This is a genomic window from Mycoplana azooxidifex (assembly GCF_014196765.1).
Taxonomy (GTDB): domain Bacteria; phylum Pseudomonadota; class Alphaproteobacteria; order Rhizobiales; family Rhizobiaceae; genus Mycoplana; species Mycoplana azooxidifex.
Genome location: NZ_JACIEE010000008.1, coordinates 17,396 through 43,707, shown reverse-complemented (window position 1 = coordinate 43,707; position 26,312 = coordinate 17,396). Strand labels below are relative to the sequence as shown.

Here is a 26,312-nt window from a genome sequence, read left to right as displayed (position 1 = left end):
GGAGAGGGCTAGGGTGAGGGGCAAGTACCGGAACAGGAGGGGCGACCACCGCATCATTCCGCCGCCCCCAGCGCCGGGGCCGGCCTTGCCTTGCGCGCGCCCTGCGGGGCGCCGATGCGCAGCCGGCGGTCGCACAGCGATACGAAGCCACCCACCATCATGATCAGGGCGCCGAACCAGATGCACAGGATCATCGGCTTCCACCAGACGCGCACGACGATGCCGCCGTCGCTCATGGCGTCGCCGAGGGAGACGTAGAGCTGGCTGAAACCGAAGGTGCGGATGCCGGCCTCGGTCGTCGGCATCCGCCGCGCCGTGTAGAGCCGCTTGGAAGACCAGACCTCGCCCTTCGCCACACCGGCGCGGGCGATGGTGAAGTGGCCGCTCTCCTCGGTGTAGTTCGGCCCGCGGCCCTGACGCATGCCGTCGAAGGTCAGTGTATACCCCCCGGCCGTAACGCTCGCGCCCGGCTTCATCTCAACCACGTGCTCGGTCTCGAACGCGGTGACGGCGACGATGCCGATCACGATGACGCCGACTCCGAAATGCGCGAGCGCCGTGCCGAAGGCGGAGCCCGGAAGCCCGAACAGGCGCCGGCGCGCGACGCCCGCCGTCACCTTGCCGACGCCGGCGCGCAGCGCCATGTCGGTCACCGCGCCGGCCAGCATGTAGAAGCCGATCGCCAGCCCGAAATAGGCGAGCACCGGCCCGCCGCCGTGCGTCCATTGGACGATCGCCGCGAGAAAGAGCCCGACGCCTGCGGCCGCAAACAGCCGCTGGCCCGCCGCCAAAAGGTCGCCGCGCTTCCAGGCGAGCAAGGGGCCGAACGGCACCGCCAGCAGCAAGGGCAGCATCAGCAGGCCGAAGGTCAGGTTGAAGAAGGGCGCGCCGACCGAGATCTTCTCGCCCGTCAGCGCCTCCAGCACCAGCGGATAGAGCGTGCCGGTGAGCACGGTCGCGGCCGCCGTCGTCAGGATCAGGTTGTTGAAGACGAGCGCCCCCTCGCGCGAGATTGGCGCGAACAGCCCGCCGGCCTTCAGCGTCGGCGCGCGCAGCGCGAAGAGCGACAGCGCCCCGCCGATGAAGACGACGAGGATCGTCAGGATGAAAACGCCGCGGGTCGGGTCGGTCGCAAAGGCATGCACGGAGGTGAGCACGCCCGAGCGGACGAGGAAGGTGCCCAGCAGCGACAGCGAAAACGTCAGGATCGACAGCAGCACCGTCCAGATCTTCAGTGCCTCGCGCTTCTCCATCACCAGCGCCGAATGCAGAAGCGCCGTGCCGGCGAGCCAGGGCATGAACGAGGCGTTCTCGACCGGATCCCAGAACCACCAGCCGCCCCAGCCGAGTTCGTAGTAGGCCCAATAGGACCCCATGGCGATGCCGGCGGTCAGGAAGCTCCAGGCCATCAGCGCCCAGGGCCGCACCCAGCGCGCCCAGGCGGCGTCGATCCGCCCGTCGATCAGGGCCGCGATGGCGAAGGAGAAGCAGACGGAGAAGCCGACATAGCCGAGATAAAGCAGCGGCGGATGGATCGCGAGACCCACGTCCTGCAGGATCGGGTTGAGGTCCTGCCCCTCGCCCGGCGCCGGGTCGAGCCGCAGGAAGGGGTTGGAGGTCAGCAGGATGAAGAGCGCGAAGGCCGCCGTGATCCAGCCCTGCACGGCGAGCACGTTGGCCCGCAGCCGTTCCGGCAGGTTGCCGCCGAAGGTCGCCACCAGTGCGCTGAAGAAGGTCAGGATGAGAAGCCACAGCATCATCGAACCTTCATGGTTCCCCCAGACGCCGGAGATCTTGTAGATCATCGGCTTCATCGAATGGGAGTTCTGCCAGACATTGGCGACCGAGAAGTCCGAGGTCACATAGGCGAAGGTGAGGATGGCGAAGGAAAAGGCGGTCAGCAGGAAGCCCGCCACCGCTGCCGATGGCGCCACCGCCATCAGGGCGGGATCGTTCCTGGCCGTGCCAACCAGCGGCAACAGCGACTGGACGATCGTCGTCGCCAGCAGCAGGACCAGGGCGTAGTGTCCGATTTCGATGATCAACGGATCGTCTCCTTGCCGCCCAGCGTCACGCCCTGCGCCTCCAACCGGTCGGCCACGTCCTTCGGCATGTAGGTCTCGTCGTGCTTGGCCAGCACGGTGTCGGCCACGAAGACCTGGCTGCCGGCGGTGAAGGCGCCCTCGGCAACGACGCCCTGCCCCTCGCGGAACAGGTCCGGCAGGATGCCGGTATAGGTCACCGGAACCGTGCCGATCGTGTCGGTGACGACGAAGCTCACCGTCGAGCCCGAACCGCGCTCGACCGAGCCTGCCTCGACGAGGCCGCCAAGCCGGATACGGGTGCCCGGCGGAACCTCGGTCTTCTGAAGATCGCCGGGGACGTAGAAATAGGCGATCGACTGGCTGAAGGCGAACATGACGAGCAGCACCGCCGCAACCAGGAAGCCCACGCCCCCGCCGATGACTGCCAATCGTTTCTGCTTGCGTGTCATTGTCCGCTACCCTCGGCCGTTATCCGAAGCTCGCCCGCCAGCGCCAGCAACTGCCTGCCGTTGTCGCTCTCGGGTGGAAAGCTCTTCAGCGCCACGGCTAGCGCCTCTTCGGCGGCCCGTCTTTGATCCAGTACCACATAGGAGCGGATGATGCGCATCCAGCCCTCGAAATTGTCCGGATTCTCCTTCAGCCGCGCAGCCAGGCTGTCGACCATGCCTTCGATCATCTGCTGGCGGCCCTGCGCATCCATCTGCCCGGCCGCGGCCACGTCTTCCTCGGTCGGGCCGCCCGGCGCGCCGTTCCCTGGTTGAACGGGAGCCTGCCCTGCCGTCTGCCCGCCTGCGTCGCCCCCGAGCGAGGCGATGTGGCGGTCGACCAGCGGCAGCCACGGCGCGTCGGCCGGCGAATCCTTCGCCAGCGCCTCGAAGGCGCCCCTCGCCTCGTCCCGCTTGCCTTCCTGCTCCAGCGCCAGCGCCAGGTAGAAGCGCGTGCGCGGATTGCTCGCGTCGAGCGCCTGCGATTGTTCCAGCACCTCGCGGGCATCCTTGGTAACGATGCCGTCTGCGAGGGCGATCAGTGTCTCGGCATAGCCGTCGAGCCGCCCGGTCGAACCACCAAGGATCCGGATCGCCTGGCGGTAGGCGTTCGCCGCATCGTCAAGCCGGCCGTTGCGGGCATAGATCGGCGCAAGCAGCTCCCAGCCAGCCCCGTCGTCGGGGTTTTCGGCCAGATGTTGTTCGGCCCTGGCGAGCAGGATGTTGAGGTCGTTGCCGGGTGCGGCCAGGCGCGCCGCCAGGGGTTGGGCGGGAAGCTCCGGCCGCCCTTGCAGCAAGTAGAGACAGAGGCCGATCGCGGGCAGGAGCACGACGACGATGACCTGTGCCAGCCGGTTGCGGCGCGTTTCCGATGCCGGAAGTGCGGTTTCCGCATGCGCGGCCTGTCCGCGAGCGCTGGCTGCGATCAGGCGCCGTGCGATCTCCGCACGCGCAAGCTCCGCCTCGGCCCCGCCGATCAGTCCCGCCGCCTCGTCGCGCCGCAACTCGTCCAGCTGGTCGCGATAGACCTCGGCATCGTGCGCCTCGGCGCTATCGGCGTTGCGGCCCGCCCGCAACAGCGGCAGGAGTAGAACGATGGCGACCGCAGCGGTCAGGACGGCGACAAGGATCCAGAAAAGCATGACGTTCAATTACTGGAACGCCATGCCTTTTCCAATTGCAAAAGCCCTGCTGACGGAGATTTGAGGCGTTTCGCCGCATTTCCGCTTGTCAAGCATTTGCCAGGCAACTTGTCGGGCAGCGCCGGCCGTTCAGCTCAGCGGCGTCCAGGTTCCCGCCGACGTGCGGCAGGCAGCGCCACGGCTGACCGTCTCGCGGCCGCCCACCGTCACCGTATGTTTGTATTGCCGGCAGTTCTGCGAGCCCACCTGGTAGGGGGCTGCGGCGACGACCGACCCCTGCACGCCGCGACCCTGCCAGACCACGGGCTGGCCGCCGGGGGCGGCCTCGAGCGCGCGATACTCGGCCTCGAGCGCGCGCTGGCGGTCGGCGGCGGAAAGCGTCACCCCCGAAGCCCGCGAGACGAGCCCGCCGTCGAGCGCGGAGATATAGGATTCCGAGGACACGGCCACGCCGGTGGAGGCATTGGCCATGGTGACGGCGCGCCCCGATGTCGTGCTGCAGCCTGCAAGCCCGAGCGAAGCGACGACTACCGGAATGGTTACGACACGAGACTTTCTGTACATCCGGTCTGTCTGATTCATTTCAGGCCTTTTCCCGAGACAACCCGCTCATTCATCGAGCGCGGTGGACGACGTTGCATCGCCGGGACCTATCTTGCACTGTCTTCGGTATCAAGCAACATCCTTTGCGACCGCCGGCAGCGTCAATCGCGCCAGCAGTCCGCCAAGGGGTCCGCGCGCCAAAGTCAGCGTCCCTTGATACTCGGAGGTGATCTCCCGGACGATCGAAAGACCGAGCCCGGTGCCGGGCTTGCTCTCGTCCAGCCGCCGCCCCCGCTTCAGGGCTTCCTGGATCTGGTCGGGCTCCAGCCCCGGGCCATTGTCCTCCACCTCCAGCAGCACCCAGCGGCGGCGCTGCGCGTCGCCGCCTTCGGCAACGTCGGGGGCCAGCATCGCGCGGATGGCCACGGTATTGCGGGCATAACGCGCGGCGTTCTCCAGAAGGTTGCCGACGACCTCCTCCAGATCCTGCTGCTCCATCGCCACCATCAGGTCCTCCGGCTCGATCGAGACGGGAAAGTCGATGTCGACATTCAGCCGCCGCATCACCCGCGCCAGCCGCTGCAGCACCGGGCCCGCCTCCGTGCGCGCCAGCACCGATTCGCGCTGGGCGGCGATGCGGGCGCGATTGAGGTAGGATTGCACCTGGCTCTGCATCGCCTCGGCCTGCGTGCGCACCAGCTCGCCATGCGACGGCGAAAGCACGCGCGCCTCGTTCAGGAGGACAGCGATCGGTGTCTTGAGGGAGTGGGCGAGATTGCCGACCTGCATGCGCGCCCGCTCGATGATGCGGCGGTTGCTGTCGATCAGCGCGTTGACCTCGCTGGCGAGCGGCTGGATCTCCCGCGGGAAAGTGCCGCTCAGTTGTTCGGCCTGCCCGGCGCGGATCTGTTCCAGCGCCTTGCGCACGTGATCGAGCGGCTTCAGGCCGATCAGGATGGCGACCGCGTTCAGGCACAGGCTGCCGAAGCCGAAGCCGGCCAGCGCCAGATAGAGATTGCGGGAAAAGGCCCGGATGTCGTCTTCCAGCACGTTGCGGTTGCCGGCGATGCGAAAGCGCGCCGTGCGTCCGTCCTGGTCGAGAACCACCTCGGTCTCGACCACCTCGACCCGGTTTCCGAAGGTGTCCTCGGTCGTGTAGTAGCGCTCGTAGCGCGTATCGAAGGGAATGGTCTCGGTGTCGGGGATCGGGATGCTGCCGTAGCCCAGCGAAGTCGACGACATCGGCTCGGAAGGGAAATTGTCGCCGATCGGCTCGACGATCCAGTACCAGCCCGTCTGCGGCTGCGAGAAGCGCAGGTCGCCGAGCTGGGGGCTGCCGGTCAGCTGGAAGCTCTCGTCGGTGGAGACGGAATTGATGACGTTGTAGAGCTGGGCGCGCAGCAGGTCGCGGAAGGCACCCTCGGCGCTGCGCCGGTAGAGCGTCGAGATCACCAGCGCGATCACGACCAGCGCCACCGCCGACCATAGCGAGGCGAGCAGCAGCACGCGGAACGTGAGCGACCGCGCGCCCGCTTGTGCCTTAGCGGCCATCGCCGGGCGCTTGCATGCGGTAGCCGAGGCCGCGCACGGTCTCGATCAGGTCGACGCCGATCTTCTTGCGAAGCCTGCCGACGAAGACCTCGATCGTATTGCTGTCGCGGTCGAAGTCCTGGTCGTACATGTGCTCGACCAGTTCCGTACGCGAGACCACCTGCCCCATATGGTGCATGAGGTAGGAGAGAAGACGGTATTCGTGCGAGGTCAGCTTGAGCGCCACCCCGTTGACCGTCGCCTTCGAGCCCTTGGTGTCGAGCCGGACCGGGCCGCAGACGATCTCGGAGCTCGCATGGCCCGCCGCGCGCCGGATCAGCGCCCGGATCCGCGCCAGCACTTCCTCGACATGGAAGGGCTTGGCCACGTAGTCGTCGGCGCCCGCATCGATGCCTGCGACCTTGTCGCTCCAGCGATCGCGCGCGGTCAGCAGCAGGACGGGCATGCGCTTGCCGTCCGCCCGCCATTTCTCCAGCACGGTAATGCCGTCCATCTCCGGTAGGCCGATGTCGAGGATCACCGCATCATAGGGCTCGGCGTCGCCGAGATAGTGTCCCTCCACGCCGTCATGGGCCTGATCGACCACATAGCCGGCCTCCTTCAGCGCCTCGGCAAGCTGCCGGTTGAGGTTTTCGTCGTCCTCGACAACGAGAATGCGCATCTGTCGGCTTCCCTTTCTGATCGCCTCAGGACCCGTCGGTCCGTCCGGCTATTGCATCGGCACGCGCACGGTGATCTTGCGCGGCCGCGCATTTCCCTTGCCCGGCACCAGAACGGTGACCACGCAAACGCCGTTGCGCGGTTGCGCCGACAGCAGCTCTCCGCCCGTCTCGGCAATGACCTGGCGCGCCGCGTCGCTGCAATCGGCGGCAGCCAACTGCACACCGGGCAGGCGATCCTCGGCCGGCGGCGCGAAGAGCGCCATGCTGGCCGCTGTCGCAGCGATGATGATGGGCGAGGTCATGGACACACTTTCGATGGCACTAACAACGTGGCGTCAGAATTAACGCAACGACGCTGAATGGCAAATGAATGTGTCGATGAATTCCCCGCGACCAGCCGCCACCCTTCAGCGCAACCGCCTGCTGGCGGCGAGCCGTCCTGCAACCGCGACAATTCCGCCCGCGGCGGCCATCAGCGCCGTCATCTTGTCGGCCAGCTCGGCCTGGTCGGCCCCGCTGATCTCGATCCCGGCAAGATTGAGCACCGAAGCTGCGATCGCCAGTATGCCACCCCAGACCGTTCTCGACAAATACCAGACCTTGGTCTCCGCATCCATGGAATTGTCCTTTCCTCTCAGGTTGTTAGGGTTCTTTCCGCCGGAATGCCGTTGCGCACCGCAAGCCCGAGCTGGCGCACGCGAATGGTGATCGCCGGATGTGCGGCGCCGAAATCCAGCGCCTCGTCCGCCGCCGGATAGGTATGGGAAGGCCCGCCCGTCTCGATGGAGCGAACCACCGCGCCGCCGTCCAGGATCTCCAGCCGGTAGGCCTCGAACGGCTCGTCGAGCGGAATGTCGAAGCCCTCCCAGCCGTCGGCATCGCGTCGCGCCCGCCGGATCCAGGAGAAGAAGACTCCGCCGTCGCCGAGCCGACGTGCGCGCAGATGCACCGGCGCAAGCGGCGTCCGCGCCCGCATGCCGCCGGCAAAGGCAACCGGCGTGCTTGTCTGCGGGGCGCCGCGCGCCTCGACGATGATATTGAAGCTCCGCCCGGCCTCGTCGGCGGTCAGGGACAGCGGCCGCACCGCCTCGTCCAGCAGCACGGCCACCGACCCCGCCGGATGCCCCTCGACCATCGCATCCTCGCTGCCGCCGAGCCCGCGCAGCAGGCCGCCGAGCCGCCAGCGCCGCGGCGCCGTCTCCTCCGCCTCGAGGAAGCCGATGATTTCCCAACGCCCGGAGGGTGTGGTGACCGCGATCCTGTTGTCGCCGCCGAGGACGGCGTTGCGCGTCTTCGTCGAAAGCCCGCCGAAGGACAGGTCGAGTTCGATCGCATTGCCATGGTCGAACCGGCCCCAGGCGCCGGGCCCGAGGTCCGCCGCCAGCCGCCCGATTCGCGCCGGCCGCTCCAGCCGCACGCGCGGCGCATATCCGTCCGTTCCCGGCGACGAGGAGACCAGCACCGGCCGCCAGGGCTTCGCAAACACCCCTACGCGGGCGAAGCTCTCGTCCGCCCCCGCCTCGAAAGCGGGCAGGTCGAGCAGTGCACATCCGGCAGGAAGGCCGCCGCCTCCAGTCCCGCGGCCGCCCGTGCCGACTGTCGGGCAAAGGGGGCCGGCGCATTGATGTCGCCGCCGGCAAAGCTCTGCGCCTGGATCTCGCGCACCTCGCCCTCGGTCACGCGCGTGACGACGAAGCGCCCGTCCGGACCATCGGCAAGCCGGACGATGTCGCCCGGCATCACCGAGAGCGCGTTCGGCGGCAGGCGGAAGGTCAGCCGCCGCATGCCGGCGCGATGGTCCCTGAGCATCGCCTCCGCCGCGCCCGCCGCCGCCGCGCCATGCAGCACGGCCGGCAGCGACAGCCGCAGCACCCGGTCGTTCTCTGTCGTCCTGCGGCGCGAGCGCGCGGTCACCCGCTGATAGGCGGCCGTGTCGGAGAAATGGTCCAGCACCGCCTCGCCGGCGAATTCGCTGCCGTGGCCGCGCACCTCCTCGAATGCGGTCTCGTCCGGCCGTTCCGCCAGCACGTCGATCCGGATCGCCGGGAGGGCAGTCCGCAGCCGCGAGCGGAAGACGAGCGTCACGCCCTCCTCCACCGCATCGATCTGGAAGGCCGCCATCAGCGGCTCCAGCAGGCCGCGCGCCGAACCCGGCTCGGCCTGCACCAGCCCCATCAGGTCCCCGCCCACCATGGAGACGTCGAAGTCCGAAAAGCCGTGGTCGGTCAGGATCGCCGCAATCGCGTCGGCGAGCGTCGTCGCACCCAGCCGCCCGTTCAGCCAGTGGCCGAGCTGCCAGTTGTGGCCGTCGGCCCAGCGCGCGTCGTTTTCGGGAAAGGCCGGATAGGGCCGCGCATCCCAGGTCCAGACGAAAATATGATCCGGATCGACCATGCCGGTTTCCGGCCCGTCTCCCCGCCACCAGCCGAGATGGGCGTCGAGGAACCGCCGCTGCACCGCATCCGCGCGCCCGCCGCCGGAAAAATAGGGCAACGCATTCTCCGCGCTCTTCGGGTCGGTGAAGACGTTAGGCTGGTTGCCTCCCTTGTCGACCGCCGGGCAGCCGAGTTCGGTGAACCAGATCGGCTTGGAACGCGGCTGCCATGGCGTCGGCTCCGGCGCTTCCGCCCCGCCCGTCCGCTCATGATGGTGGTTGGTCCACCAGCCGTGAAGATCCTTGTAGCGATAGAGCCAGTGTGGCTTCGCGACTACCCTTGTGAATAATTTACCGAGAATCAACAACTTAGTAGCGGCATTTCAGCCATTCATTGTCCCTATTTTGTGCATTCCTGCGTTGAGGAAAGCAGTTTTCGGGCATTCCCTTGTGAGGAATCTACTTTTACACTTTCAGTTCGACGCGTTTCTAAATCGTCGGCGAGGCAACAGCAGTATGAGCAGCAGTCGAGGTTATTTTATTGGGCAGATCGTCGATGAACTTGCGGCGATAGCGCATCAGGTCGACATGAGGGGCAAAATCGGTGACGTTGCCCTGAACAGCCTACTGGAAAACTTTTTTAGAGACGTCCTCAACTTGGTTCACGGTTGGAACCTAGTAAATCTTAACACGAAACGCTCCAACGAACCTGGCCTCGATCTTGGAGACGCTGATGCAAAAGTTGCGGTCCAGATCACATCTTCGGCGTCGAGTCCAAAAGTTAAAAAGACCTTAGAAAAAGTGACGGCCGACCATCTGCGAGTCTATGATCGTATTCTTGTTCTAGCGATTGGCAATAAACAGGGGAGCTACACACTTGATACCCCAGACGTCGCCAGGACGGGCTTCAGTGAATCTAATATCTGGGACATGACCGACCTAATTCGTGACGCGGTCATGATGCCAATTTTGAAGCTTCAAGATTTACACCGGCTGATCATGGCCGAGACCGTCAGAATCCGCGTAGAGCTGGAGGTCAAAGGCGACGACGGAAAGTTTCCTACTAGCCTCGAGGACTTTGTAGAGCCGAAAAGCAGCGTCATAATAACAGACGGAAGTGTCTTCGCGACCTCGGGAATCGGTGAAGAGATATATGGCGGCGACGCCGACGATGCGGCGCGGGATTTAAATGGTTTTGCGGAAGCGATTGCAGACCTTCCAAGAATCTCTCGCGAGTTTTTAGCATGGATGCTGAGTTGGAGTGAGGAGCGCCCTGGAGCGGGCGCTTGGGGATTTCATGTAAATGCGGATCAGATAACCCGACGTTCAAGATACGGCGACACGGTCGGCGAACTAAGGTTTCTCGCGGACCGAGGGTTCATCTCGTACGACGCGCCAGAGGAACATGAATTTCACAAATCAGGATACTGGAGGCTTAACTTCCCTGGAACTGAGCGAGATGGGTTCGACGGCGCGTTCCTCGACTTTTTGACAACCCATGAGCTGGACCCAAAAAGCGTAGTCGTTCCATTAGATTTTTCATTCTTCGGGAAACCGCCATGAAGGAATCTCGAGCGAAATGTTGAACGAACCTTGTTGCCTCATAGCATCGGCGTCCCACAGGGCCGCTGTGGCCCCTCACCTACCCTTTGAGAGTCGTCGGTTCACATGGATATCCCCGAATTCCGCTCGGCTTATCGGGTCGTGTCCTGTAAGACCTTGAATTTTGCTACCACTGATGCCGAAGAACCGTCAGTTATTGACGGTATCTTAGTCTTGGTGGAGGCTAAGATACTGTACAGATGCGTTTGAGGAATACATGTGAGCATAGTTGCATACGGAGAGAGAGCTACCCGAACGCACGAAAACCAGATGCTGCAACAGTTCCTGGAGGGACTGGAAGATCGTTGGGCTACCAGCAACGATTGGATTTTCGTCATTGCCAACGCCCTTTGGAATGGTACGGAAATTGACGCGGTTTGTATCCTGCCCTCCGCGATCTTGGTTGTTGACTTCAAAAGCCATGGCGGCAGACTGACTGGAACCGAGAACGGCCCATGGCAAGCTGACGGAATCCTGGTGAAGGGCGGAAGCAAGACCAATCCATTTCAACAACTTCGCGACAACAAGTTTTCCGTATTGAACTGGCTGAACTCCAGATCATTGCTTCAGGGCCGCACCCTTGGCCATATCTCCGGGAGCGTCGTGTTTTCCGGTCGCATAGTTGACGAACTCGAACTCCCATCCAAGGTTCGCTCGTGGTTGTTTCCGACGGACATGGCTACCTGTGCGACCCTTTTGGAAAATCTCGGGTCGCCCGAGTTGAGGATTGAGCGGAGGGAAGCACAGGAAATAGTCCAACGTCTGGGCGTCCAGCCAATCGAGTGGAAGTCCACCAAGCCCGCGATCCGAACTATCGAAACCGGCACCGTAGAGCCCAGGCGTCAGGCATCGGCAACTCTCCATCAACAGGAAGCACTCGAGGCCCTACGCAGCTTCGTTTCATCTGGCGACCTAGTGAGTTTCTCCGTGCGGGGCATGACCTCCACAGGCAAGAGCAGGCTTTTAGCTTTGGCTGTCGAAGACGTTACTCTAGCCGGGCGAAAAGCGATTGTTCTGGGTCCGAATCGCCGCCTTGCCGAGCGCGCAGAGGTGGAAGCTTCGAGCATCTACGCGCACCTCTATTCTGGCAATGCTGATGAGGATGAAGGCCAAGACCCAAACTCAGAAGCGAAAAAAGCGAAGGTCATCCCGTTGCGACAATGCGACGACCCGCAGGATTGTGTCTATTTCCTAGATGATGCGCACCTACTCGGCAATTCGCGCTTCACCACGCCAGATGGAAAGCAGTACGGCAGCGGCCATCTGCTCGCCGACTATTTTGATTTTGCTGAACTCGGGAAAAGTCAGCGTAAGGTGATTTTCTTCGGCGATCATTATCAGATTCAACGCTCGGCGGATGACGAGTCCGCATTACTCGGAGAGTATCAGAGGAAGCGGGATATAAGTCATCAGTCCCTGGAGCTTGATCAGGTGATAGATGTAACGGGTGGTTCTGCAAAGCTGGCAAATGCAGAGCGCCTAGTGAATGCCATTCGTTCGAAACGGTTTACCGAACTGGAATTGAAAACGGACGATGGCTTCAGACAGTCGGAGAAACAGTCCGCGGCTGTGGAGATGCTCGAACACTTCCGTTCCGATCCGCTATCCACATGGTATCTAGCGGAGACACACGTCAAGGCCAATGGGTTCACTCAGTGGATGCGCGAACGCCTTCACGACAAGACGCTCCTGGCCAGTGTCGAGCCCGGGGATTTATTGGAAATCTATGTAGGACATGATGTTCGCGACCCTCTTGATCCCGGCATTTACAGGCAACTGGGTGGAAGGCAGAGAGTGGTACGGGTCGGCGAAAAGACCAGATACTCTCAGGGGCTGAACTGGGCGAAGAATAATCCCGTCACGTTTCATTCGATTGCCTGCGATGTTGGAAACCTGAACGAGATCAAGATCAACTTGTTCGAAGAGTTTTTGAACGCAGACAAGCCGGAATTGGAAAAGGAAATCGCAGTTGCCGAAAGCGTTTGGCGAGGCAATATTGAGCGGAATCGCAGAAGTGCTTCTGACGACGGGTATGATGGAAGCTTGGCGATAACCCCTCCACCACCGGATTTCGTATACGCGCGGTTCGGCTACGCCTCCACAGTTCACCACGCGCAAGGAATGTCGCAGCCGATTTGCTACGTTAACTGCGACCTTGCCGCGGGAAATCATACGGAAGCATACTTTCGCTGGCTTTACTCTGCGTTGACGGTCGGCGAACGCGAACTGGTCCTTGTCAACTTCACTGAAATTCATCCGTTCGATTCCGCAACCTGGAATGCGAGTACCGTCACGGTTGCCAAGGACATCGCGGTAGGCGCGGGCTGGTCGTTCGAAGCCAATGGCGTTGCCTCCGAGAGAGACTTGCAACGCGATCTGCCGCCTGGGCTTGATCAATCGAAGGATGTTCTCAGATCGGCTGCGATCTGGCTCCGGATAGCCCAGGTTCTGGAGAGCTTGGGTTGGCGGGTAGGCAAGGCAGAATGCTATCCCTACCAAGAGCAGTATAGCTTGATTGGTCCAAACGGGGCGCAGTGCAAAATGCGTGTTCCCTATAACGGCAAAAACATCGTCACGGCCATGCATCTCAGCGATCCGGCGTTCTGGCCGCTACTGACGGAGGCGGCGGCTGGGTGTTTGCAGACCAACTCCCACTCCCCGGAAGCAGATGACTTACTTCGATCAATCCGATCGCGATCTGGCAGAAAGGGCTGGCGGCTCGTATCCCATGAAGAGACACCATACCGACTGACGATCACCCTTGTGCGGCACCATGATGAGCGTGTCGTCATAGAGGTAAATTTCGATAAGCAGGGGTTGGTTTCCGGCCTGCGCCCACGCCAAGTAAGTGATTTGGAACTGCTCGAAGAGGTCAAGAGGATATTCTTGTGAACGAGTGGGACATCTTCAAACAAATCAAAACCCTCATCACCGATTTTGCCGCAGCGCTAGACAGAAATCAGCCTGTCAATCCGCGTCATGTGGATGAGATCATGGACTGGATGAGAAAGTTTTATCGGCTCAAGCCACGCGTTCCGGATATGGCTTGCTCCGCCATCCTCGGCCAGCTGACAAAAGTCGGACCGCACCTGCCTAAATTCCCCGACATCATCGGTTGGGTCGGACCCGAAGGCTTGAGATCGGAGGATTGGAAGCCCAATGAATTTGAAGGCAAGACCTACCCATCCTTGGCAATGAAGATTGCCCGCGCACTATGCAAATGGGTCAAGGCACATTCCGACGCCAGTAACAGCCAGATAGGCATGGCGCTTCAATGGGCAGAGCGTGTCAAGGAAACGGCCGCGGGCGATGACGCGCTCTGGCTAAATTGGGACGTGGCCGCATTGTTGCGACGCAGTGGCGACTTCCAACGTGCCGCCGAGCTTTTGTCTGGCGTCATCAAGTCCAAGCGCAATGAGTTCTGGGTCTGGGCGGAAGCAGGCCGGCTATATCAATCGGAACAACCGGAATTGGCGCTGGCGTGTTTCTGCCGTGCACTCGAATGCCCCGCCGAACCCAAGTTTCTCGTGCGAGCTCATGAAGAGCTTGCCGAATTGCTGGCAGGGCAGGACGAACACGCGCAAGCCAGCCTAGAGATCAATATTACCATTGCCATCCGCGAAGCGGAGGGCTGGCCGCTTGGTCGCAGGCTCGAGGAGTTACTTGCCAAACCCTGGTACGACCCGTCTGCAGGAGGAGCCGAGGAGCCAAAAGCCTTCTACGCTCGGCATTCGTCAGCCGCTCTTGCGCTCTGCTTCGACGTCGTCGAAACGAAGACCGCGACTTGTCTCGGCGTCCTTGTTCCGCATTCGCCCGCTGGAACTCGCCCCGATCGGAAGCAGAAGCTCTTAATGCGGTTCGCAATCAAGGACGCAAAAGGCCTCGCCTGGAGCTTGGTCGGCCCCAAGACAAGTAAAATGAAATTTGAGGCCGGGTCGCCGTTGACGCTCGTGATCGGTCGCCAGCACGGCGATGATCGGCGGACCGTCATCCACGTTGCAACGCGGCTGGATAGCGCATATTGGGATTGCCTTGAGGAACACATCGGTGTGGTCGTGCGCGAAGCAACCGACGACACGTCAATGAAGGTCTTCATCGACGGAACAGGAGAGGAAGCGGCTGTGGGCGTTTCCGAAGACAAATCCCTGCGCATAGGCGATTGCGTCCGGTTTAGAGTGGCCAGAAACCCCAAGAACGATCGACTGGATGCGTTCAACGTGGAGCGGAACGACTTGCCTACGAAGAACGTAAAGCTTGTACATGGCCAGCTCCGTCGTAATACCAAGGGATTTGCTTTTATAGACGATGTCTTTGTCGCACCTTTCTTGGTCGGTTCCATCGACAGCGCAACTGAGGACGTGACCGCGCTAGCCGTATTTGGCAAGCATCCATCAAGGGGCGATCGAACATGGCGCGCGATTTCCTTGAACGCTGCGATGTAGCGTTTAAGAACTTCCATTCCACCTGTGCTGTTAGGTGGCGAGACAGAGCTTGTTCACTTCCATTGATAGCGCTGGTCCATCCACTGGCCCGACGTCCTGTACCGTCCACGGCGAATACTTTCGACCACGGCATTCATTGCAACCACGGCGGAACAGCTGAAGCATTCCCGTGATACCTGCGGCTTTCCATCCTTTACGTAAGTCGCCTCGACACTGTAGCGCCTCAAGGAACGATGTACGTCGAGTTCAATCTTTCCAGACTGCTCGGTCGTCACCCAAAAGACCGGCTTCCAATCATGTGCGGTTCCATAAGCATCAAAATTCAGCTTCGCAAAACGTTGATCACGGTTCGTGGTGCTGCCGACCTTCGTCCATCTCAAACTGGGCGAGACGGCGATATAAACATCGCCCTGGACAGAGGCCCGGTTTTGATATCCGAGGTGTGCGGGATTGCATTGCGCGCAATGACCGTAGCGTGTCCGCAGCCGGTGCCCTGCTGCGGCACATGGAACACCGAGGATGATCTTCTTTCCCAACCGCTTGGCTTCGTCCTTCACCTCGATGGGCGCACGCCCCTTAGCATCGAAAACCTGACTTGCATCCAGGCCTTGTGAGTTCAGAAATTCCAGCTCGGATTTTGTCAGCATTCGCGTTTCTCCACGGGGTAGCGGCTGGTCATTCACATTCCGCAAATATGCCATTCCATCTGATAGCCGGCTTGGCCTTCACGACCATAGCACCATCCAACTGCCTTCAATTTGGCCCCGAGAGCTTCCCTTCGATCGCAGGCTTTCCAGGTCTCGTCGGAGTTGCCGGACCCTCCCCGGCATTCTCCGTTTTGCTGCTGCCATTGCGAAATAATCCGTGCAGGTTCTCGGACCTTCTTATCTGTCTGCAACACGTTACCTGTTTCGGATTCAATCTTTCTCGTGCTCGGGTTCCAGGTAAGGGTGAATTCGGCTGCGCCAGAGGAAGTCTTCGCTCGCTTAGGGCTATGGGCATACCATTCAACGATCGCGCTAACCGCGCAGGTCGAACTGCATAGCACCTGCTCGGAGCCGTGCTTCACGCTGTAAGCGCGTTTTGGCCATCGTTCAGCGAACACTGTCTTTTCCTGGAGAACGTCGTCCCTGGTGACTGTCTTACCGTAGAAAACTACGGTGTCGGCATAGCCCGCCTCCATGAAAGCGAGAGCCATGTCGTTCGGCCAAGACCACGCTTCGTGATACTTCTCAACGAACTTGAGTGCCTGATCCCGGGCTTCAGACGAAACATCCTCCGCTTTTCTGCTCGGTTCCACGGCATTCGGGGTGGCCTTGTCAGTTGCCGCCGCGACCTGCTGGCCAGCAGGCGAGGATGACGTGACGCCGAACTGCACCATTTCGCTCGCCGTCAGGTATCTCATATCCGAGCTGTCTACAGATAGGCTCAACTGAAGGAGCTTGGGGTCCACGCCCATCTCGATGAGGTAAGTCATAATGTCTGCCGTCATCGCCTGAACAGCCGCGACCGCTGAATGACCATCGATCTGAGCATCGCCCGAGAAGGAGGATCGGTGAACTCCAATAGAACCTGGTTCCGCCGTCCGCATCACACCGCCCACATACGCGAGAGCACAGGCGGACGCACATTGTGCGGATCGCACCTGGATCGTATCGAGGGCAAGGGAGCGGATAGCTCGGCCGAAGGCCATGGCGGCGTGAATATTGCCACCGTTGCTGTCGAACGTCACCACGCGCGCGCCCGAGGACCTTGCTTCACTGACGAGTGCGCTAGCGTCGTCAGTGAACTCGAACTCGCCTCGTACGACGAGTACGGTACCACGGCCATCCACCGAGATTTTTTGAATGGAAACGGCAGCCTCTGCGGACAAAATAGATGCCGCGAAGCCTACAAGCATACCCAACAAGGCCGAATAGAAACGCACGACGCTGCCCCAATTGCACTTCACGCGGACGAGAATATCTAACTTCAAGACAACCGCAATTGCTCGCAGTGCAACACTGGGTTCGATGAAATGACGCAGGTTAGCTGACGCGCATCCACCTGACGCGAGGGCAAGACTTCATCCGCAACACTCGGGGCTAGTGTACAGACCCCAGCGCGAGGCTCTCCGTTTACGACCTCCGGGAACTGCCTCGAAGGATCGAAATCCGCCAAGGCAGTTCCTCTTATGATGAGTGCTTTGTCAGAACCTCCACCTGCGGGCATCTTTCCTTGCGCGATATGCCTCAAAACCCGGCAATGCAGGCCGACGAGAGAGGCGCGGAGTGGGTCTGCCAAAACCGCGTATGGGCGTGCCGGAGAGGAAATGGTCGATGACACTCTGCCTGTGAACGGGAGTCGCGATGACGCGCTCTCGGGGAATATAGGTCAGCCACCAAATCAATCCTGTGGAAGGCAGCCAAGGCGATGAAAAGTCCACATCACCGAAATCCAGGAACACGGGGTGACTGCCTCCCCTCCAGCGTCCAATGATCGCCGATGTCTGATCCGGGAGAAGCCATGCCCGCGCCGTAGTCTCGGCCGATGGAGCGTAGGTCAGCGCCTCTTGGAATGACGGCAGGTCGCGCTTCAGCCGAGTGCCGTTCACGATCCACGCCATGCGGCCATAGAAGGCCTCGCGAGACGCCCTCTCTTCGGGGGTGATAGCAGAATGCTGGAACTCAAGGACGCTACCGCTCGCCGTTTTGACATCGGCTATGTGGACGTCGCCGTTGCTCGCGGCATGCCTGATCTCCTGCCACTCCGCAGGAAACTGATTCTTCCAGCCGCGATGCCATTCGGTTTCCGGCTCCCACCAGTGGTCACAGGCGATGGTACTCTTGTGCGCCCAATGGTGCAGCCGTTTGAGACCGCACTTGGGGATCATGGGCGAGGAACATCCCGGGCAAGTCCCGCGAACCCCTGTCGTTGCCTCCAGACGGGTTCCTTCTACGAGGGCATACTTCATTGTCATCTCCAAACAGCCATAAGCCGCGCCAGATACGACGCACGCTCGGTTCACAGGGGAAAATGGCGGGCGGCTTGGATACCGCTTGGAGGTTCTTCGGGCAGTTTCGGCTGCCTCATCTTCTTAATCGTCCGGTCCGCCTGACGACTGATCGAAGACTAGAGGCATGTTTCCAACAATGCAATGCGGCCAGGAGTGGGCAGCCTGCGACGCCCTAGACTTCAATGACGAGCTGTGGATCGAAAGCCTTCCCCTCTCCCGGATACCCGCGCGGATTGGCCAGGACCCTCGTCCCCCCGACACGGTAATCGACCCTCTTGTGAACGTGACCATGCACCCACAATGAAGGCTGCCCTTCAACGATAAGCTCCTCGAGATCGCTGGCGTAGCAGGCAGACAACGGATCACCTTGGAACGCCGGTGGAATCGATCTGGGCGACGGCGCGTGATGTGTGACGACCACCGTCTTCTCAGCCGAGGACTCCGCCAGCGCGGATTTGAGGAACGCCCTGGATTCGTGGTGTTTTCGATAAGCATGGATCGGCTTGAACTTCTGGTAGGGAAGCTTGGAAAACTTGACCTTTTTGTAATCGTTCATCCCGCTCTGGGCCGCCGCCATCGCCAACTCGGGCTCGCCGCCGTTGAGGCGGAAGTCGGTCCACAGTGTCGCCCCTACAAACCTGATGTCGTTGACATCCACCGCCTCGTTTTCGAGCCAGTGGATGTTGGGATAGCGGTCACGCATCAAGCGCGCTTCACGGATGCTCTCCTGCACGGAGGCTCCATAGTATTCATGGTTGCCTGCCGTGAACACGACAGGCATCGAGGAAGGGATGTTGGTTGCCAACCATTCGATGCTGGGGACGATGCCTCGTGTCAAAAGATCGCCCGCGCAGACCAGAACATCGGCGTCGGGAGGCTGCCCAACGAAAGGTTGGCCGAATTCCATATGCAAATCGGACATGATCCAGAGCTTCATGCTTCGGGACCTCGCTCGACTTTCAGGTGTCGCTTAGACGTCGTCCGCGCTGTCTTCGAACCGCGTTCCGTGCATTGCACGAGGTCGCACGCAACATTTGAACGGCCAATCGCGACTGCTGGTACTTTTGGCGAGATGTTGCTGGAAAACCCGACGATTTCGCAAAATGCAGACTGGTTATGATCTCTAAATGCCATTCCTCACCTCGATACGATAGCTGGAAACCTCCGCTTGCGCGGCTGAGGTCAAAGCACTCGTATCGGAAACAGGAGACTCTCGATCATGACGTGAACAGATAAGGAACATTTCTCAACCTGTCAACCAGCATGTGGCAGTGTCGCACAGACGAGCCGATCGGATTATGGACTATTCACCCTTGCCGGATGGCAGCACGGAGCCCAAGGTACACCTTCGAACTATAGGAGATCGAGATGACGCGGCTACCACGCCGTAAGGCCCAACAAAAGTCAGCAAATGAAACCTCGCTCGGCTTCGTCCTCGACAAGATGGGCTTCAAACCACTCGGTCGCAGGGTAAAAATCAAGCCGGGCGTGAATCAGGCAAAACTTCGCCGGCCTTTATCTATAAATACCTCTGGCGAACCTCGGGACTGAAATGGTCGGGCGTCCCTATCTCTTTGAGGGTAATTTAGCCTTCAGCTCGGTCCAAGCCTCTGCGGCAACTCTCCCGACAGATTCAGATTTTGAAGGCTCGGAACCGAGAATTCCCAACAGTTCTTTCAATTCCGCCTCGACAGCAATCGGATGAACCTTCGCTGCGTTCATGGCGGTAAGGCACGCCCGAGCCTTTGTTGGCTGCTGGAGCCTGGGAATCATGGCTTCGAGGTCATTGGCAACTTCGCATAGCGAAACGATGTCGTCGGAGAACCTCGAGTCAATCCAGTTTCTGACCTCGGGAACCTCGTCGGGCAGCTGCATACGCTTTTTTCGAAGCATGTCGACCTTAGCCCGGATGGCCTTCGAAAGCGCAGTTCGAAACCGATCAGTCGATGCCTCCAGTTCTACCAACCACTCCGAAGAAAGAAGGCGGCTGACCTGGACTTGCGTCCACCCTGCCCCGGCCAAAGCGCTAACGCCACCAACACCACCAAATACAAGAGCGCCCGCAGGCCCGAATGCCAGGAGGCCAAGGGCTTTCCCCGACAGAGCGCCGATTACCGAAAGCCCGCCTTTGACACTGGCATCCATCACAACTGAGAACGGAAGGTCGGACAATGGCATCCGGCCCCGCCAAACGCGATGAAGGTTACGCGCTGAGGAAACAGCCATTGCGAAGTACGGCACGTTCAGGTCGCCGAGAGCCTCGCCTGCCTCCAACGAAGTGCTCATGATCAGATCAGCAATTTCGCGATCGAACCCATCTACGTAGTAGACCAGATTCGCCCAGGCCGCTCCGCTGTTGACGACCTCCTCCGCCAATTCGGAGTTCGCATACACGGGCATATCCGGGTACTTCGCGAAGTGTTCCCGCAAGCCTTCGAGGTTCTGCAGGCACTTCACCTGGAACGGCACGCCGTCCACCAGAAGGTCGAAACCCGGGTTATTGGAGGTTTCGGGAAAACTGACCACGTAGCCAATTTCAGCGAGACGTGCCGCGACCAACTGCTCCGAAACGTATCCGCGCAGATTATTGCCCGCCCCAGCGAGAGCGGCACCCGTCATCGATCCCACCCTCTCGGCGAACGCTCCGAACTGAAAGATGTCCCCGATATCTTCGGAGCGGGAGAAATCCGCTGCGGCGAGAACCATAGGGTCGATCGATACGGCGTTATAGACGATGTCTCCAAATGTCAGACCAGCAACGGCGGCGACCTCTGCCGCATCGCCTCGGGTCTTCGACAGCACTCCTTCGAGCAAAGCACCGCATCGGTCAGAGGCAGGCGTGGAAACCTTGAGGTCGCCCAAAACAGTCGGCAACTTTCTACCCGTCGCTTTAGCGACCTCCGCGATACGAGACAGCGTCTCAACCTTGGTGTCTGCGGGGAGCGATTTGAAATCGGCCTCTGTCGCCGCCCTGAAATCATTGAGGGTGATCGCCAAACCGTCCCGTTCGGATGACAGGCCGCGCAATGCCAACTGGACCGCTACGATAGCCGCCAGCTTTGCGGCTTGCCCACCGTTTACGTGGCGGTTTGCGAGATAGCCGATGCCTACGACGGTGGGAATGCTGAACAGCGGGTTTGCCAGCATGAAAAGTGTCGAGACGACCGCTGGTCCGCTCATGAAGGGGATGAACGCCGAGGCTTGGGCAGCCAGAATGTAGGCGCTGAAGCCTGCCAGGTTTACGCCGACTCCGATCGAGAAGGCTGTCGTACCTGTCGCTAGCACGGCCAACGCTGCTCTGTCTCCGGCCGTCAAAGCGTTGCGCATCGCGTCATCGCGGAGCTCGGGCGGCAGGCTCCGGATATGATCGCGGACGCGTTCGCCGAGAGCGCTCCGGAGTTCTTCGGACATCTCGTCGGAATCAGCTGCTTCGGCAACCGCCCTAGCGACGAGTTGCGCCTGTTCGGCGACGAGGAAGGCGAAGTCTTGGTGCGGTCGGCCCCGAATGGATTTCACGGCGCGCCATACCTTTTGAAACCCTGTCTGCGTCGCATCGTCATTATCGGCTGCGATAGGCATGGCCAAGATGGCGGCCGCTTTGACGGCCACGCCTGCGCCAGCTGAATTGGCCGTTCTCGTAGAGAGTGGAAGCAATGCATCGAGGTCGAGCGCCTCGGCCACTCGCACCCACAAGCGAATCCGCAGCGCGCGTTCCGATGCCTCTGAAACGACCAGCGCATCCGCGGCGTCCTTCAAGCGGCGAGCAAAGGCGGTTGTCTCGGTAGTTTCGCCATCCTTCTGGAAACGCGACAGGACATCGCTAACACGGTCCATGGACATCGAGAGCAACGTTGTAGCCTCGAAGCTGGCAATAAGATTGCAGAGTTCGCGGCGATCAAGCGCCCCGAGGCCTGCGAAAATCGTCCATGGCGGTACGTACAAATCTTCCCCCATCAAGCACCCATGCCTTCATGCCGGAATACTCGATGTATGTCGAATGTTTTCCGTGGCTTGGGCGACTGTCTTTCAGAAGAAATACACTATCGACGCCTCCTTTGACGACCTTGCTCCGCCCTCATCACCGGCGGAGAGACATCAACCGATTTCGCCATATGATACTCCCAGGAGGAAACATCATGAAAATCGGTTGGAAAATCATAGCCTGTCTCGCGACTCTTTGCGGAGCGACGAGCGTCTACGCCCGTAACCCCGTGTACGCCATTCCGGGAATGGTCGCCACGTATGATGCGAACCTGCGTAGAGAAAATCCGCCGGAACTACTTCGAAAGCTCGGCGGCGGTAAGATGCTATGGTTTGCTTCGACTGGCGACATAGGAACCGGAGCCAGATTTTCGATGTCACAGCTCTCCGCGACTCCAATAGAGAATTCAGATGTCGCTTCAATGCCAGAATCGGTGATCGCCGAATTGATGAGCAAGCTAAGGCCTGAAATCGGGAGATGGTTCAATCAAATCGGATATGAGATGTCCGGAGACCTCAAGTCCTTCCGCAAGACGACGGCTCATGGCGTAAACCTCGTGGGTTATTCGGCGCAGGCCACCAAATCTTTCACTGCGTACGAGGGTTGGCCGACAGTCAGTTGCAAAACAGCGCTTGTCTGGAATCTGGCCGACACAATCTCTGTTACCGGGTGCTGGGACGAACCCTACAGAGACTACGGTCTCATTGAATTTGACAAAATCCTCGACAGCATAACTTTTGTCGATTTTCACTAAGCCGACCTGCACTGGGTTCCTCCGGTCTTGTGAATATTTCCGTGTAACGAGCAGGACCGGCTTGTTTTTCCGAATACACACAATCAAGAATTGCCCAACGATATTTGGAGTCCTCATGAGCAATCCTTTCGAACAACAGCCTTTTGACGGCGCAGAATTCATCGACAATCCCGAACCACGTTGCCCGTGCCTCCTGCTTCTGGACGTATCCGGTTCAATGCGCGGAAAACCTATCAGGGAACTGAACGAGGGTCTGGTGCAATTCCGAGACGAACTCTTCGCTGACTCCCTGGCGGCCAAGCGCGTCGAGGTGGGGATCGTGACATTCGGTCCTGTCAACGTGGTGAATGACTTTACAGGCGTCCAGAGCTGGGTCGCACCTGAACTTCATGACCAGGGCGACACACCCATGGGGCGCGCGATCGAGCAAGGCCTCCAGATGCTGCGAGAACGCAAGAATTCCTATCGGCAGAACGGCATTTCGTACTATCGCCCATGGATTTTCCTGATAACCGACGGCGGTCCTACCGACAGTTGGCAGGCTGCCGCACAGGCGGTTAAGGCCGGAGAGGCAGAAAAGGCCTTCAGCTTCTTCGCGGTTGGCGTTGACGGAGCGAACTTCGACGTCCTGTCCCAGATCAGCGTCCGTCAGCCCTTGGTCCTCAAGGAACTACGCTTCCGCGATCTGTTCAGCTGGTTATCCAGCTCGTTGAGCTCGGTGTCCCAGTCCAACCCCGGCGACGCCGTTCCGTTGGCAAACCCTGCAACCCCGGACGGGTGGGCATCGATTGCATGACGCAGGCATGGCGTTGGGCGGGCGCTAGATCGAAGGGCACCTCGCACGAAAGGACAGGATCACCCTGTCAGGATTATGGTTGCGCCAACGAGGTCGACAGCCCTGTCGGCCCCGTCTTCATTGGTGTGGTGTCAGACGGCGCTGGTAGCGCCGCGCATGCCGACGTCGGCTCGAAGATCGCCTCGACGACACTGGTGCGAATGGCACGGGCGTTCCTGCGCCACTTGCCGCGCTCGTCCGTCCAGGAAGAGACGGCATGGGAATGGCTCGACGCTGTTCGCGATCGGATCAACTTCGAAGCCGAACGGGTGGGTATACGCCCGAGGGACTTCGCCGCCACGATCGTGGCAATCCTTGCCGATGACAGCGGCGCGACGATCATCCACGTGGGTGACGGTGCGGTAGCCATCAACGCTGTCGGTTCGGACGAATGGACTGTTCCGTCATGGCCCTATCAGGGGGAATACGCTTCGACAACGAGCTTCGTCACGGATGACCCTCAGCCACGGCTGGACTTTGTGGTCGTAGACGCGCCGGTCGCCGCGCTAGCTATCTTTTCGGACGGCATCGAGAGGATGGTCCTCGATTTTGCCAACCGCACTCCACATGCGCCGTTCTTCAACAGGATGCTGAAGCCAATCACGGCTCTCACCAACCCCGGCAGGGACATCGAGCTGTCCAAGGCGCTCCAGAGCTACCTATCCAGTCCGGCAGTCTGCGAGCGGACGGACGACGACAAGACACTAATCCTCGGAGCCCGCATGTGAGTGAAACCTTCGTCATCGGTGGAAAGAAGGTCAGCCTCGGACCATTGCTTGGAAAGGGCGGCGAAGGCGCTGTCTACAACGCCGCCGGAAATCCGGATATAGCCGTCAAAATCTACAACGACGGGAAAGCCCCCGAGCGCCGCGAGAAGATCATGGCCATGGTTTCGGCTGGCCTGTCGCGCACCTCAGACCACGTCGCGTTCCCGTTGGAGGTCGTGAACCGCCAAAATGGTAAGTTTGCGGGCTTCACGATGAAGAAGGTCGCGGGCTTCAAGACGGTCCACGATCTGTACGGCCCGGGTAGCCGCCGCGTGGAGTTCCCTACCGCGGACGTCCGCTTCCTCGTCCGAGCTGCCTACAACCTCTCTAGCGCGATAGCTAGCATCCATCGGTCAGGATGCGTGGTTGGCGACATTAATCACTCGGGTATCCTCGTCTCGACACAGGCCCTCGTAACCCTGATTGACAGTGATTCCTTCCAGTTTCGGAACGGCGGCCAGACATTCCGCTCTCTTGTCGGCGTCGCCGAATACACGCCCGCCGAACTTCAAGGCGTATCCTTCGAGAAGACAGATCGTACGGCGAACCACGACGCCTTCGGACTGGCCGTCCTGCTATTTCAGCTCCTCTTCCTCGGCAGACATCCCTACGCCGGGCGCTATCTCGGTGGCGGTGACATGGACATCAAGACCGCCATCGCACAGAGGCGGTTCGCCTACAGTGACAGGCGCACGGAAACCCAGATGGAGCCGCCTCCACACGTTACGGCACTGAACGACTATGGCGACGAGGTCAAAAACGCTTTCGAACGTGCGTTTTCCAGAAGCACCGAGACAGGCGGGAGACCTTCGGCAGTCGATTGGGTGGGGATCATCGACCGCCTGCAGTCCAACCTCATTACCTGCGAAATCGATCGCTCCCATCACTATCACAAGTTCAAGGGCAGATGTCCCTGGTGCAAACTGGAGGCAGGGATAGGGCGATCCCTCTTTACCGCCCAGCTTGTTACGCCGACGCCGTCGTCGATGGCGAACATCGGTCAGGTCATCGCCCATATCGGGCGAATGAACTCGCCTCCACCCCCGCCCAATGCCGAAAACATCATGCCGCCCGTTCGCGACCTAAAGGTGTCGGCAGCCGCACGGTCAAAGAGAAGCAGTCGTGGCATTAACATGACAGGCGCGTTGATCGCAGCGGCCGTGGGCGCGTTTGTCACGTTCGCCGTCCAACCAGTGATCGGTCTCGTTCTCGCGATCGGTGCCCTCATCTACTTCTTCAACGTCAAGAATGAAATCAACCCGTTTGCGGCGGAGTTGAAGTTGAGTACGGCGGCATGGCATCAGCAGCGCGCGTTGTGGGAGAAGCATGCAGGCCCAGAGCACTTCGACGAAAGGAAGGCCCACTTCCTGAAGCTTGCCGCGAACCATGGTGCCTTGCCCCAGCGCGAACGGGAGAGGCTAGAGGAACTCGACCGAAAGAAGCGTGACCTCCAAATGCGGAAGCACATGGAATCTCATCTGCTGGACCGCGCGAAGGTTCCGAGCATCGGCCCCGGCCGTAAGGCCACCCTCGCCTCCTACGGTATCGAGACAGCATGGGACGCTAAATCGAGACGTATCACTAACATTCCAGGGTTCGGACCCGCAATGCAGGAGAAACTCAGAGCCTGGTCGAAGTCAGTTGAATACAAGTTCGTGTTTAACGCCAACATCCCGACCGACCCGCAGGCGATCCGGGACGTCAAAACCGACATCGCCAAACAGCGTGCCGAACTGGAGCGTGACTTGCTCAAGGCCCCTGGTGAGCTCCAGCGTATATTCGATGATGCGGCAAAGCTTCGGGCGACCCCGCCCGCCGGCCTTGTCGAAGCCCATCGACGGATGAAGCAGGCAGAACTAGACAGCGGCAGGACGATCTAAGTCAGTATCTTCGAGGAATAGCCTGATGAAGTTTTTTAAGGGTTCTGGATACACGTCGCCGCGCAACATCGATTTGATCACGGCCGTTGTCGCAGCCCAACCAAGGGACAAATCACGCAAACTGATAGATTGATTGCCGCCGACCAGAGGATACCGATGCTGATTCAAAGCTCGCTCCCTTTCAACGAATTGGCTCACCCCAGCGATGCACCGGCCATCCAGCGCAACCTATTTGTGGACATGCGGAACATAG

The 26,312-nt window shown here is 60.4% G+C and carries 22 protein-coding genes; 7 read left to right on the top strand and 15 right to left on the bottom strand.

Going from position 1 to position 26,312, the window contains the following annotated elements; genetic code table 11:
- Positions 1–53: 53 nt before the first annotated feature.
- The 10 genes from GGQ64_RS18995 to GGQ64_RS18950 all read right to left on the bottom strand — a co-directional run bounded on the left by GGQ64_RS18995 (position 54) and on the right by GGQ64_RS18950 (position 9,170).
- Positions 54–2,045, bottom strand: coding sequence for a heme lyase CcmF/NrfE family subunit (locus tag GGQ64_RS18995; protein ID WP_183806901.1), 1,992 nt, complete (start codon positions 2,043–2,045; stop codon positions 54–56).
- Positions 2,042–2,494 (bottom strand): cytochrome c maturation protein CcmE, encoded by a 453-nt coding sequence (gene ccmE / locus GGQ64_RS18990; RefSeq protein WP_183806900.1) that lies wholly within the window; start codon positions 2,492–2,494, stop codon positions 2,042–2,044. The genes GGQ64_RS18995 and ccmE overlap by 4 nt, the downstream gene beginning before the upstream one ends.
- Complete coding sequence (ccmI, locus tag GGQ64_RS18985) at positions 2,491–3,672, bottom strand: c-type cytochrome biogenesis protein CcmI (RefSeq protein WP_183806899.1); 1,182 nt, start codon at positions 3,670–3,672, stop codon at positions 2,491–2,493. The genes ccmE and ccmI overlap by 4 nt, the downstream gene beginning before the upstream one ends.
- Positions 3,673–3,801: 129 nt before the next feature.
- On the bottom strand, positions 3,802–4,254 hold the full coding sequence (locus tag GGQ64_RS18980; protein WP_246422782.1) for a hypothetical protein: 453 nt from the start codon (positions 4,252–4,254) through the stop codon (positions 3,802–3,804).
- 90 nt (positions 4,255–4,344) lie between these two features.
- A complete protein-coding gene (locus GGQ64_RS18975; protein WP_183806898.1) occupies positions 4,345–5,766 on the bottom strand; it encodes an ATP-binding protein in 1,422 nt (473 codons plus the stop codon).
- Positions 5,756–6,427 (bottom strand): two-component system response regulator FeuP, encoded by a 672-nt coding sequence (feuP, locus tag GGQ64_RS18970; RefSeq protein WP_183806897.1) that lies wholly within the window; start codon positions 6,425–6,427, stop codon positions 5,756–5,758. The genes GGQ64_RS18975 and feuP overlap by 11 nt, the downstream gene beginning before the upstream one ends.
- 48 nt (positions 6,428–6,475) lie before the next feature.
- A complete protein-coding gene (locus GGQ64_RS18965; RefSeq protein WP_183806896.1) occupies positions 6,476–6,730 on the bottom strand; it encodes a hypothetical protein in 255 nt (84 codons plus the stop codon).
- A gap of 105 nt (positions 6,731–6,835) precedes the next feature.
- Entirely contained in the window at positions 6,836–7,045 is a 210-nt protein-coding gene (locus GGQ64_RS18960; protein ID WP_183806895.1) for a hypothetical protein, read from the bottom strand.
- Between the two features lie 17 nt (positions 7,046–7,062).
- Positions 7,063–7,914 (bottom strand): GTA baseplate fiber-binding domain-containing protein, encoded by an 852-nt coding sequence (locus GGQ64_RS18955; RefSeq protein ID WP_183806894.1) that lies wholly within the window; start codon positions 7,912–7,914, stop codon positions 7,063–7,065.
- A gap of 2 nt (positions 7,915–7,916) precedes the next feature.
- Positions 7,917–9,170 carry a baseplate megatron protein TIM-barrel domain-containing protein gene (locus tag GGQ64_RS18950; protein ID WP_183806893.1) on the bottom strand — a complete coding sequence of 418 codons (1,254 nt, stop codon included), beginning with the start codon at positions 9,168–9,170 and terminating at the stop codon, positions 7,917–7,919.
- A 148-nt stretch (positions 9,171–9,318) separates the two neighbouring features.
- On the opposite strand from GGQ64_RS18950, the gene GGQ64_RS18945 reads away from it, so the two are divergent.
- From GGQ64_RS18945 to GGQ64_RS18935, 3 genes are all read left to right on the top strand, one after another.
- Complete coding sequence (locus GGQ64_RS18945; RefSeq protein ID WP_183806892.1) at positions 9,319–10,365, top strand: SMEK domain-containing protein; 1,047 nt, start codon at positions 9,319–9,321, stop codon at positions 10,363–10,365.
- Positions 10,366–10,674: 309 nt separating this feature from the next.
- On the top strand, positions 10,675–13,296 hold the full coding sequence (locus tag GGQ64_RS18940) for an NERD domain-containing protein (protein WP_183806891.1): 2,622 nt from the start codon (positions 10,675–10,677) through the stop codon (positions 13,294–13,296).
- On the top strand, positions 13,293–14,846 hold the full coding sequence (locus GGQ64_RS18935; RefSeq protein ID WP_183806890.1) for a tetratricopeptide repeat protein: 1,554 nt from the start codon (positions 13,293–13,295) through the stop codon (positions 14,844–14,846). Before GGQ64_RS18940 ends, GGQ64_RS18935 begins: the two co-directional genes overlap by 4 nt.
- 53 nt (positions 14,847–14,899) lie before the next feature.
- Here the strand turns inward: GGQ64_RS18935 and GGQ64_RS18930 are convergent, their stop codons facing one another.
- From GGQ64_RS18930 to GGQ64_RS18905, 5 genes are all read right to left on the bottom strand, one after another.
- Entirely contained in the window at positions 14,900–15,493 is a 594-nt protein-coding gene (locus GGQ64_RS18930; RefSeq protein ID WP_183806889.1) for a GIY-YIG nuclease family protein, read from the bottom strand.
- Positions 15,494–15,525: 32 nt separating this feature from the next.
- Positions 15,526–16,821, bottom strand: coding sequence for a COG3904 family protein (locus GGQ64_RS27870; RefSeq protein WP_246422781.1), 1,296 nt, complete (start codon positions 16,819–16,821; stop codon positions 15,526–15,528).
- 213 nt (positions 16,822–17,034) lie between these two features.
- Complete coding sequence (locus GGQ64_RS18920) at positions 17,035–17,799, bottom strand: competence protein CoiA (protein ID WP_183806888.1); 765 nt, start codon at positions 17,797–17,799, stop codon at positions 17,035–17,037.
- A gap of 214 nt (positions 17,800–18,013) precedes the next feature.
- Entirely contained in the window at positions 18,014–18,778 is a 765-nt protein-coding gene (locus GGQ64_RS18915; RefSeq protein WP_183806887.1) for a metallophosphoesterase, read from the bottom strand.
- A 629-nt stretch (positions 18,779–19,407) separates the two neighbouring features.
- Positions 19,408–21,795: a hypothetical protein gene (locus tag GGQ64_RS18905; RefSeq protein ID WP_246422778.1), complete on the bottom strand. Its 2,388-nt coding sequence runs from the start codon at positions 21,793–21,795 to the stop codon at positions 19,408–19,410.
- Positions 21,796–21,977: 182 nt separating this feature from the next.
- Between GGQ64_RS18905 and GGQ64_RS18900 the strand changes: the two genes are divergently transcribed.
- The 4 genes from GGQ64_RS18900 to GGQ64_RS18885 all read left to right on the top strand — a co-directional run bounded on the left by GGQ64_RS18900 (position 21,978) and on the right by GGQ64_RS18885 (position 26,059).
- A complete protein-coding gene (locus GGQ64_RS18900) occupies positions 21,978–22,577 on the top strand; it encodes a hypothetical protein (protein ID WP_183806885.1) in 600 nt (199 codons plus the stop codon).
- A gap of 115 nt (positions 22,578–22,692) precedes the next feature.
- The gene (locus GGQ64_RS18895) at positions 22,693–23,373 is read left to right on the top strand and encodes a vWA domain-containing protein (RefSeq protein WP_183806884.1); all 681 of its coding nucleotides are present in this window, start codon (positions 22,693–22,695) and stop codon (positions 23,371–23,373) included.
- Entirely contained in the window at positions 23,370–24,140 is a 771-nt protein-coding gene (locus tag GGQ64_RS18890; RefSeq protein WP_183806883.1) for a PP2C family serine/threonine-protein phosphatase, read from the top strand. The genes GGQ64_RS18895 and GGQ64_RS18890 overlap by 4 nt, the downstream gene beginning before the upstream one ends.
- On the top strand, positions 24,137–26,059 hold the full coding sequence (locus GGQ64_RS18885) for a helix-hairpin-helix domain-containing protein (RefSeq protein WP_343059517.1): 1,923 nt from the start codon (positions 24,137–24,139) through the stop codon (positions 26,057–26,059). Before GGQ64_RS18890 ends, GGQ64_RS18885 begins: the two co-directional genes overlap by 4 nt.
- Positions 26,060–26,312 lie beyond the last annotated feature (253 nt).

What these genes read in the sequence shown, in the direction of transcription:
- ccmE (WP_183806900.1), bottom strand. Translation starts at nt 2,494, where the DNA reads ATGACACGCAAGCAGAAACGATTGGCAGTCATCGGCGGGGGCGTGGGC.
- ccmI (WP_183806899.1), bottom strand. Translation starts at nt 3,672, where the DNA reads ATGCTTTTCTGGATCCTTGTCGCCGTCCTGACCGCTGCGGTCGCCATC.
- GGQ64_RS18980 (WP_246422782.1), bottom strand. Translation starts at nt 4,254, where the DNA reads ATGAATCAGACAGACCGGATGTACAGAAAGTCTCGTGTCGTAACCATT.
- GGQ64_RS18975 (WP_183806898.1), bottom strand. Translation starts at nt 5,766, where the DNA reads ATGGCCGCTAAGGCACAAGCGGGCGCGCGGTCGCTCACGTTCCGCGTG.
- feuP (WP_183806897.1), bottom strand. Translation starts at nt 6,427, where the DNA reads ATGCGCATTCTCGTTGTCGAGGACGACGAAAACCTCAACCGGCAGCTT.
- GGQ64_RS18965 (WP_183806896.1), bottom strand. Translation starts at nt 6,730, where the DNA reads ATGACCTCGCCCATCATCATCGCTGCGACAGCGGCCAGCATGGCGCTC.
- GGQ64_RS18960 (WP_183806895.1), bottom strand. Translation starts at nt 7,045, where the DNA reads ATGGATGCGGAGACCAAGGTCTGGTATTTGTCGAGAACGGTCTGGGGT.
- GGQ64_RS18945 (WP_183806892.1), top strand. Translation starts at nt 9,319, where the DNA reads ATGAGCAGCAGTCGAGGTTATTTTATTGGGCAGATCGTCGATGAACTT.
- GGQ64_RS18940 (WP_183806891.1), top strand. Translation starts at nt 10,675, where the DNA reads ATGCTGCAACAGTTCCTGGAGGGACTGGAAGATCGTTGGGCTACCAGC.
- GGQ64_RS18930 (WP_183806889.1), bottom strand. Translation starts at nt 15,493, where the DNA reads ATGCTGACAAAATCCGAGCTGGAATTTCTGAACTCACAAGGCCTGGAT.
- GGQ64_RS18920 (WP_183806888.1), bottom strand. Translation starts at nt 17,799, where the DNA reads ATGAAGTATGCCCTCGTAGAAGGAACCCGTCTGGAGGCAACGACAGGG.
- GGQ64_RS18915 (WP_183806887.1), bottom strand. Translation starts at nt 18,778, where the DNA reads ATGAAGCTCTGGATCATGTCCGATTTGCATATGGAATTCGGCCAACCT.
- GGQ64_RS18905 (WP_246422778.1), bottom strand. Translation starts at nt 21,795, where the DNA reads ATGGGGGAAGATTTGTACGTACCGCCATGGACGATTTTCGCAGGCCTC.
- GGQ64_RS18900 (WP_183806885.1), top strand. Translation starts at nt 21,978, where the DNA reads ATGAAAATCGGTTGGAAAATCATAGCCTGTCTCGCGACTCTTTGCGGA.
- GGQ64_RS18895 (WP_183806884.1), top strand. Translation starts at nt 22,693, where the DNA reads ATGAGCAATCCTTTCGAACAACAGCCTTTTGACGGCGCAGAATTCATC.
- GGQ64_RS18890 (WP_183806883.1), top strand. Translation starts at nt 23,370, where the DNA reads ATGACGCAGGCATGGCGTTGGGCGGGCGCTAGATCGAAGGGCACCTCG.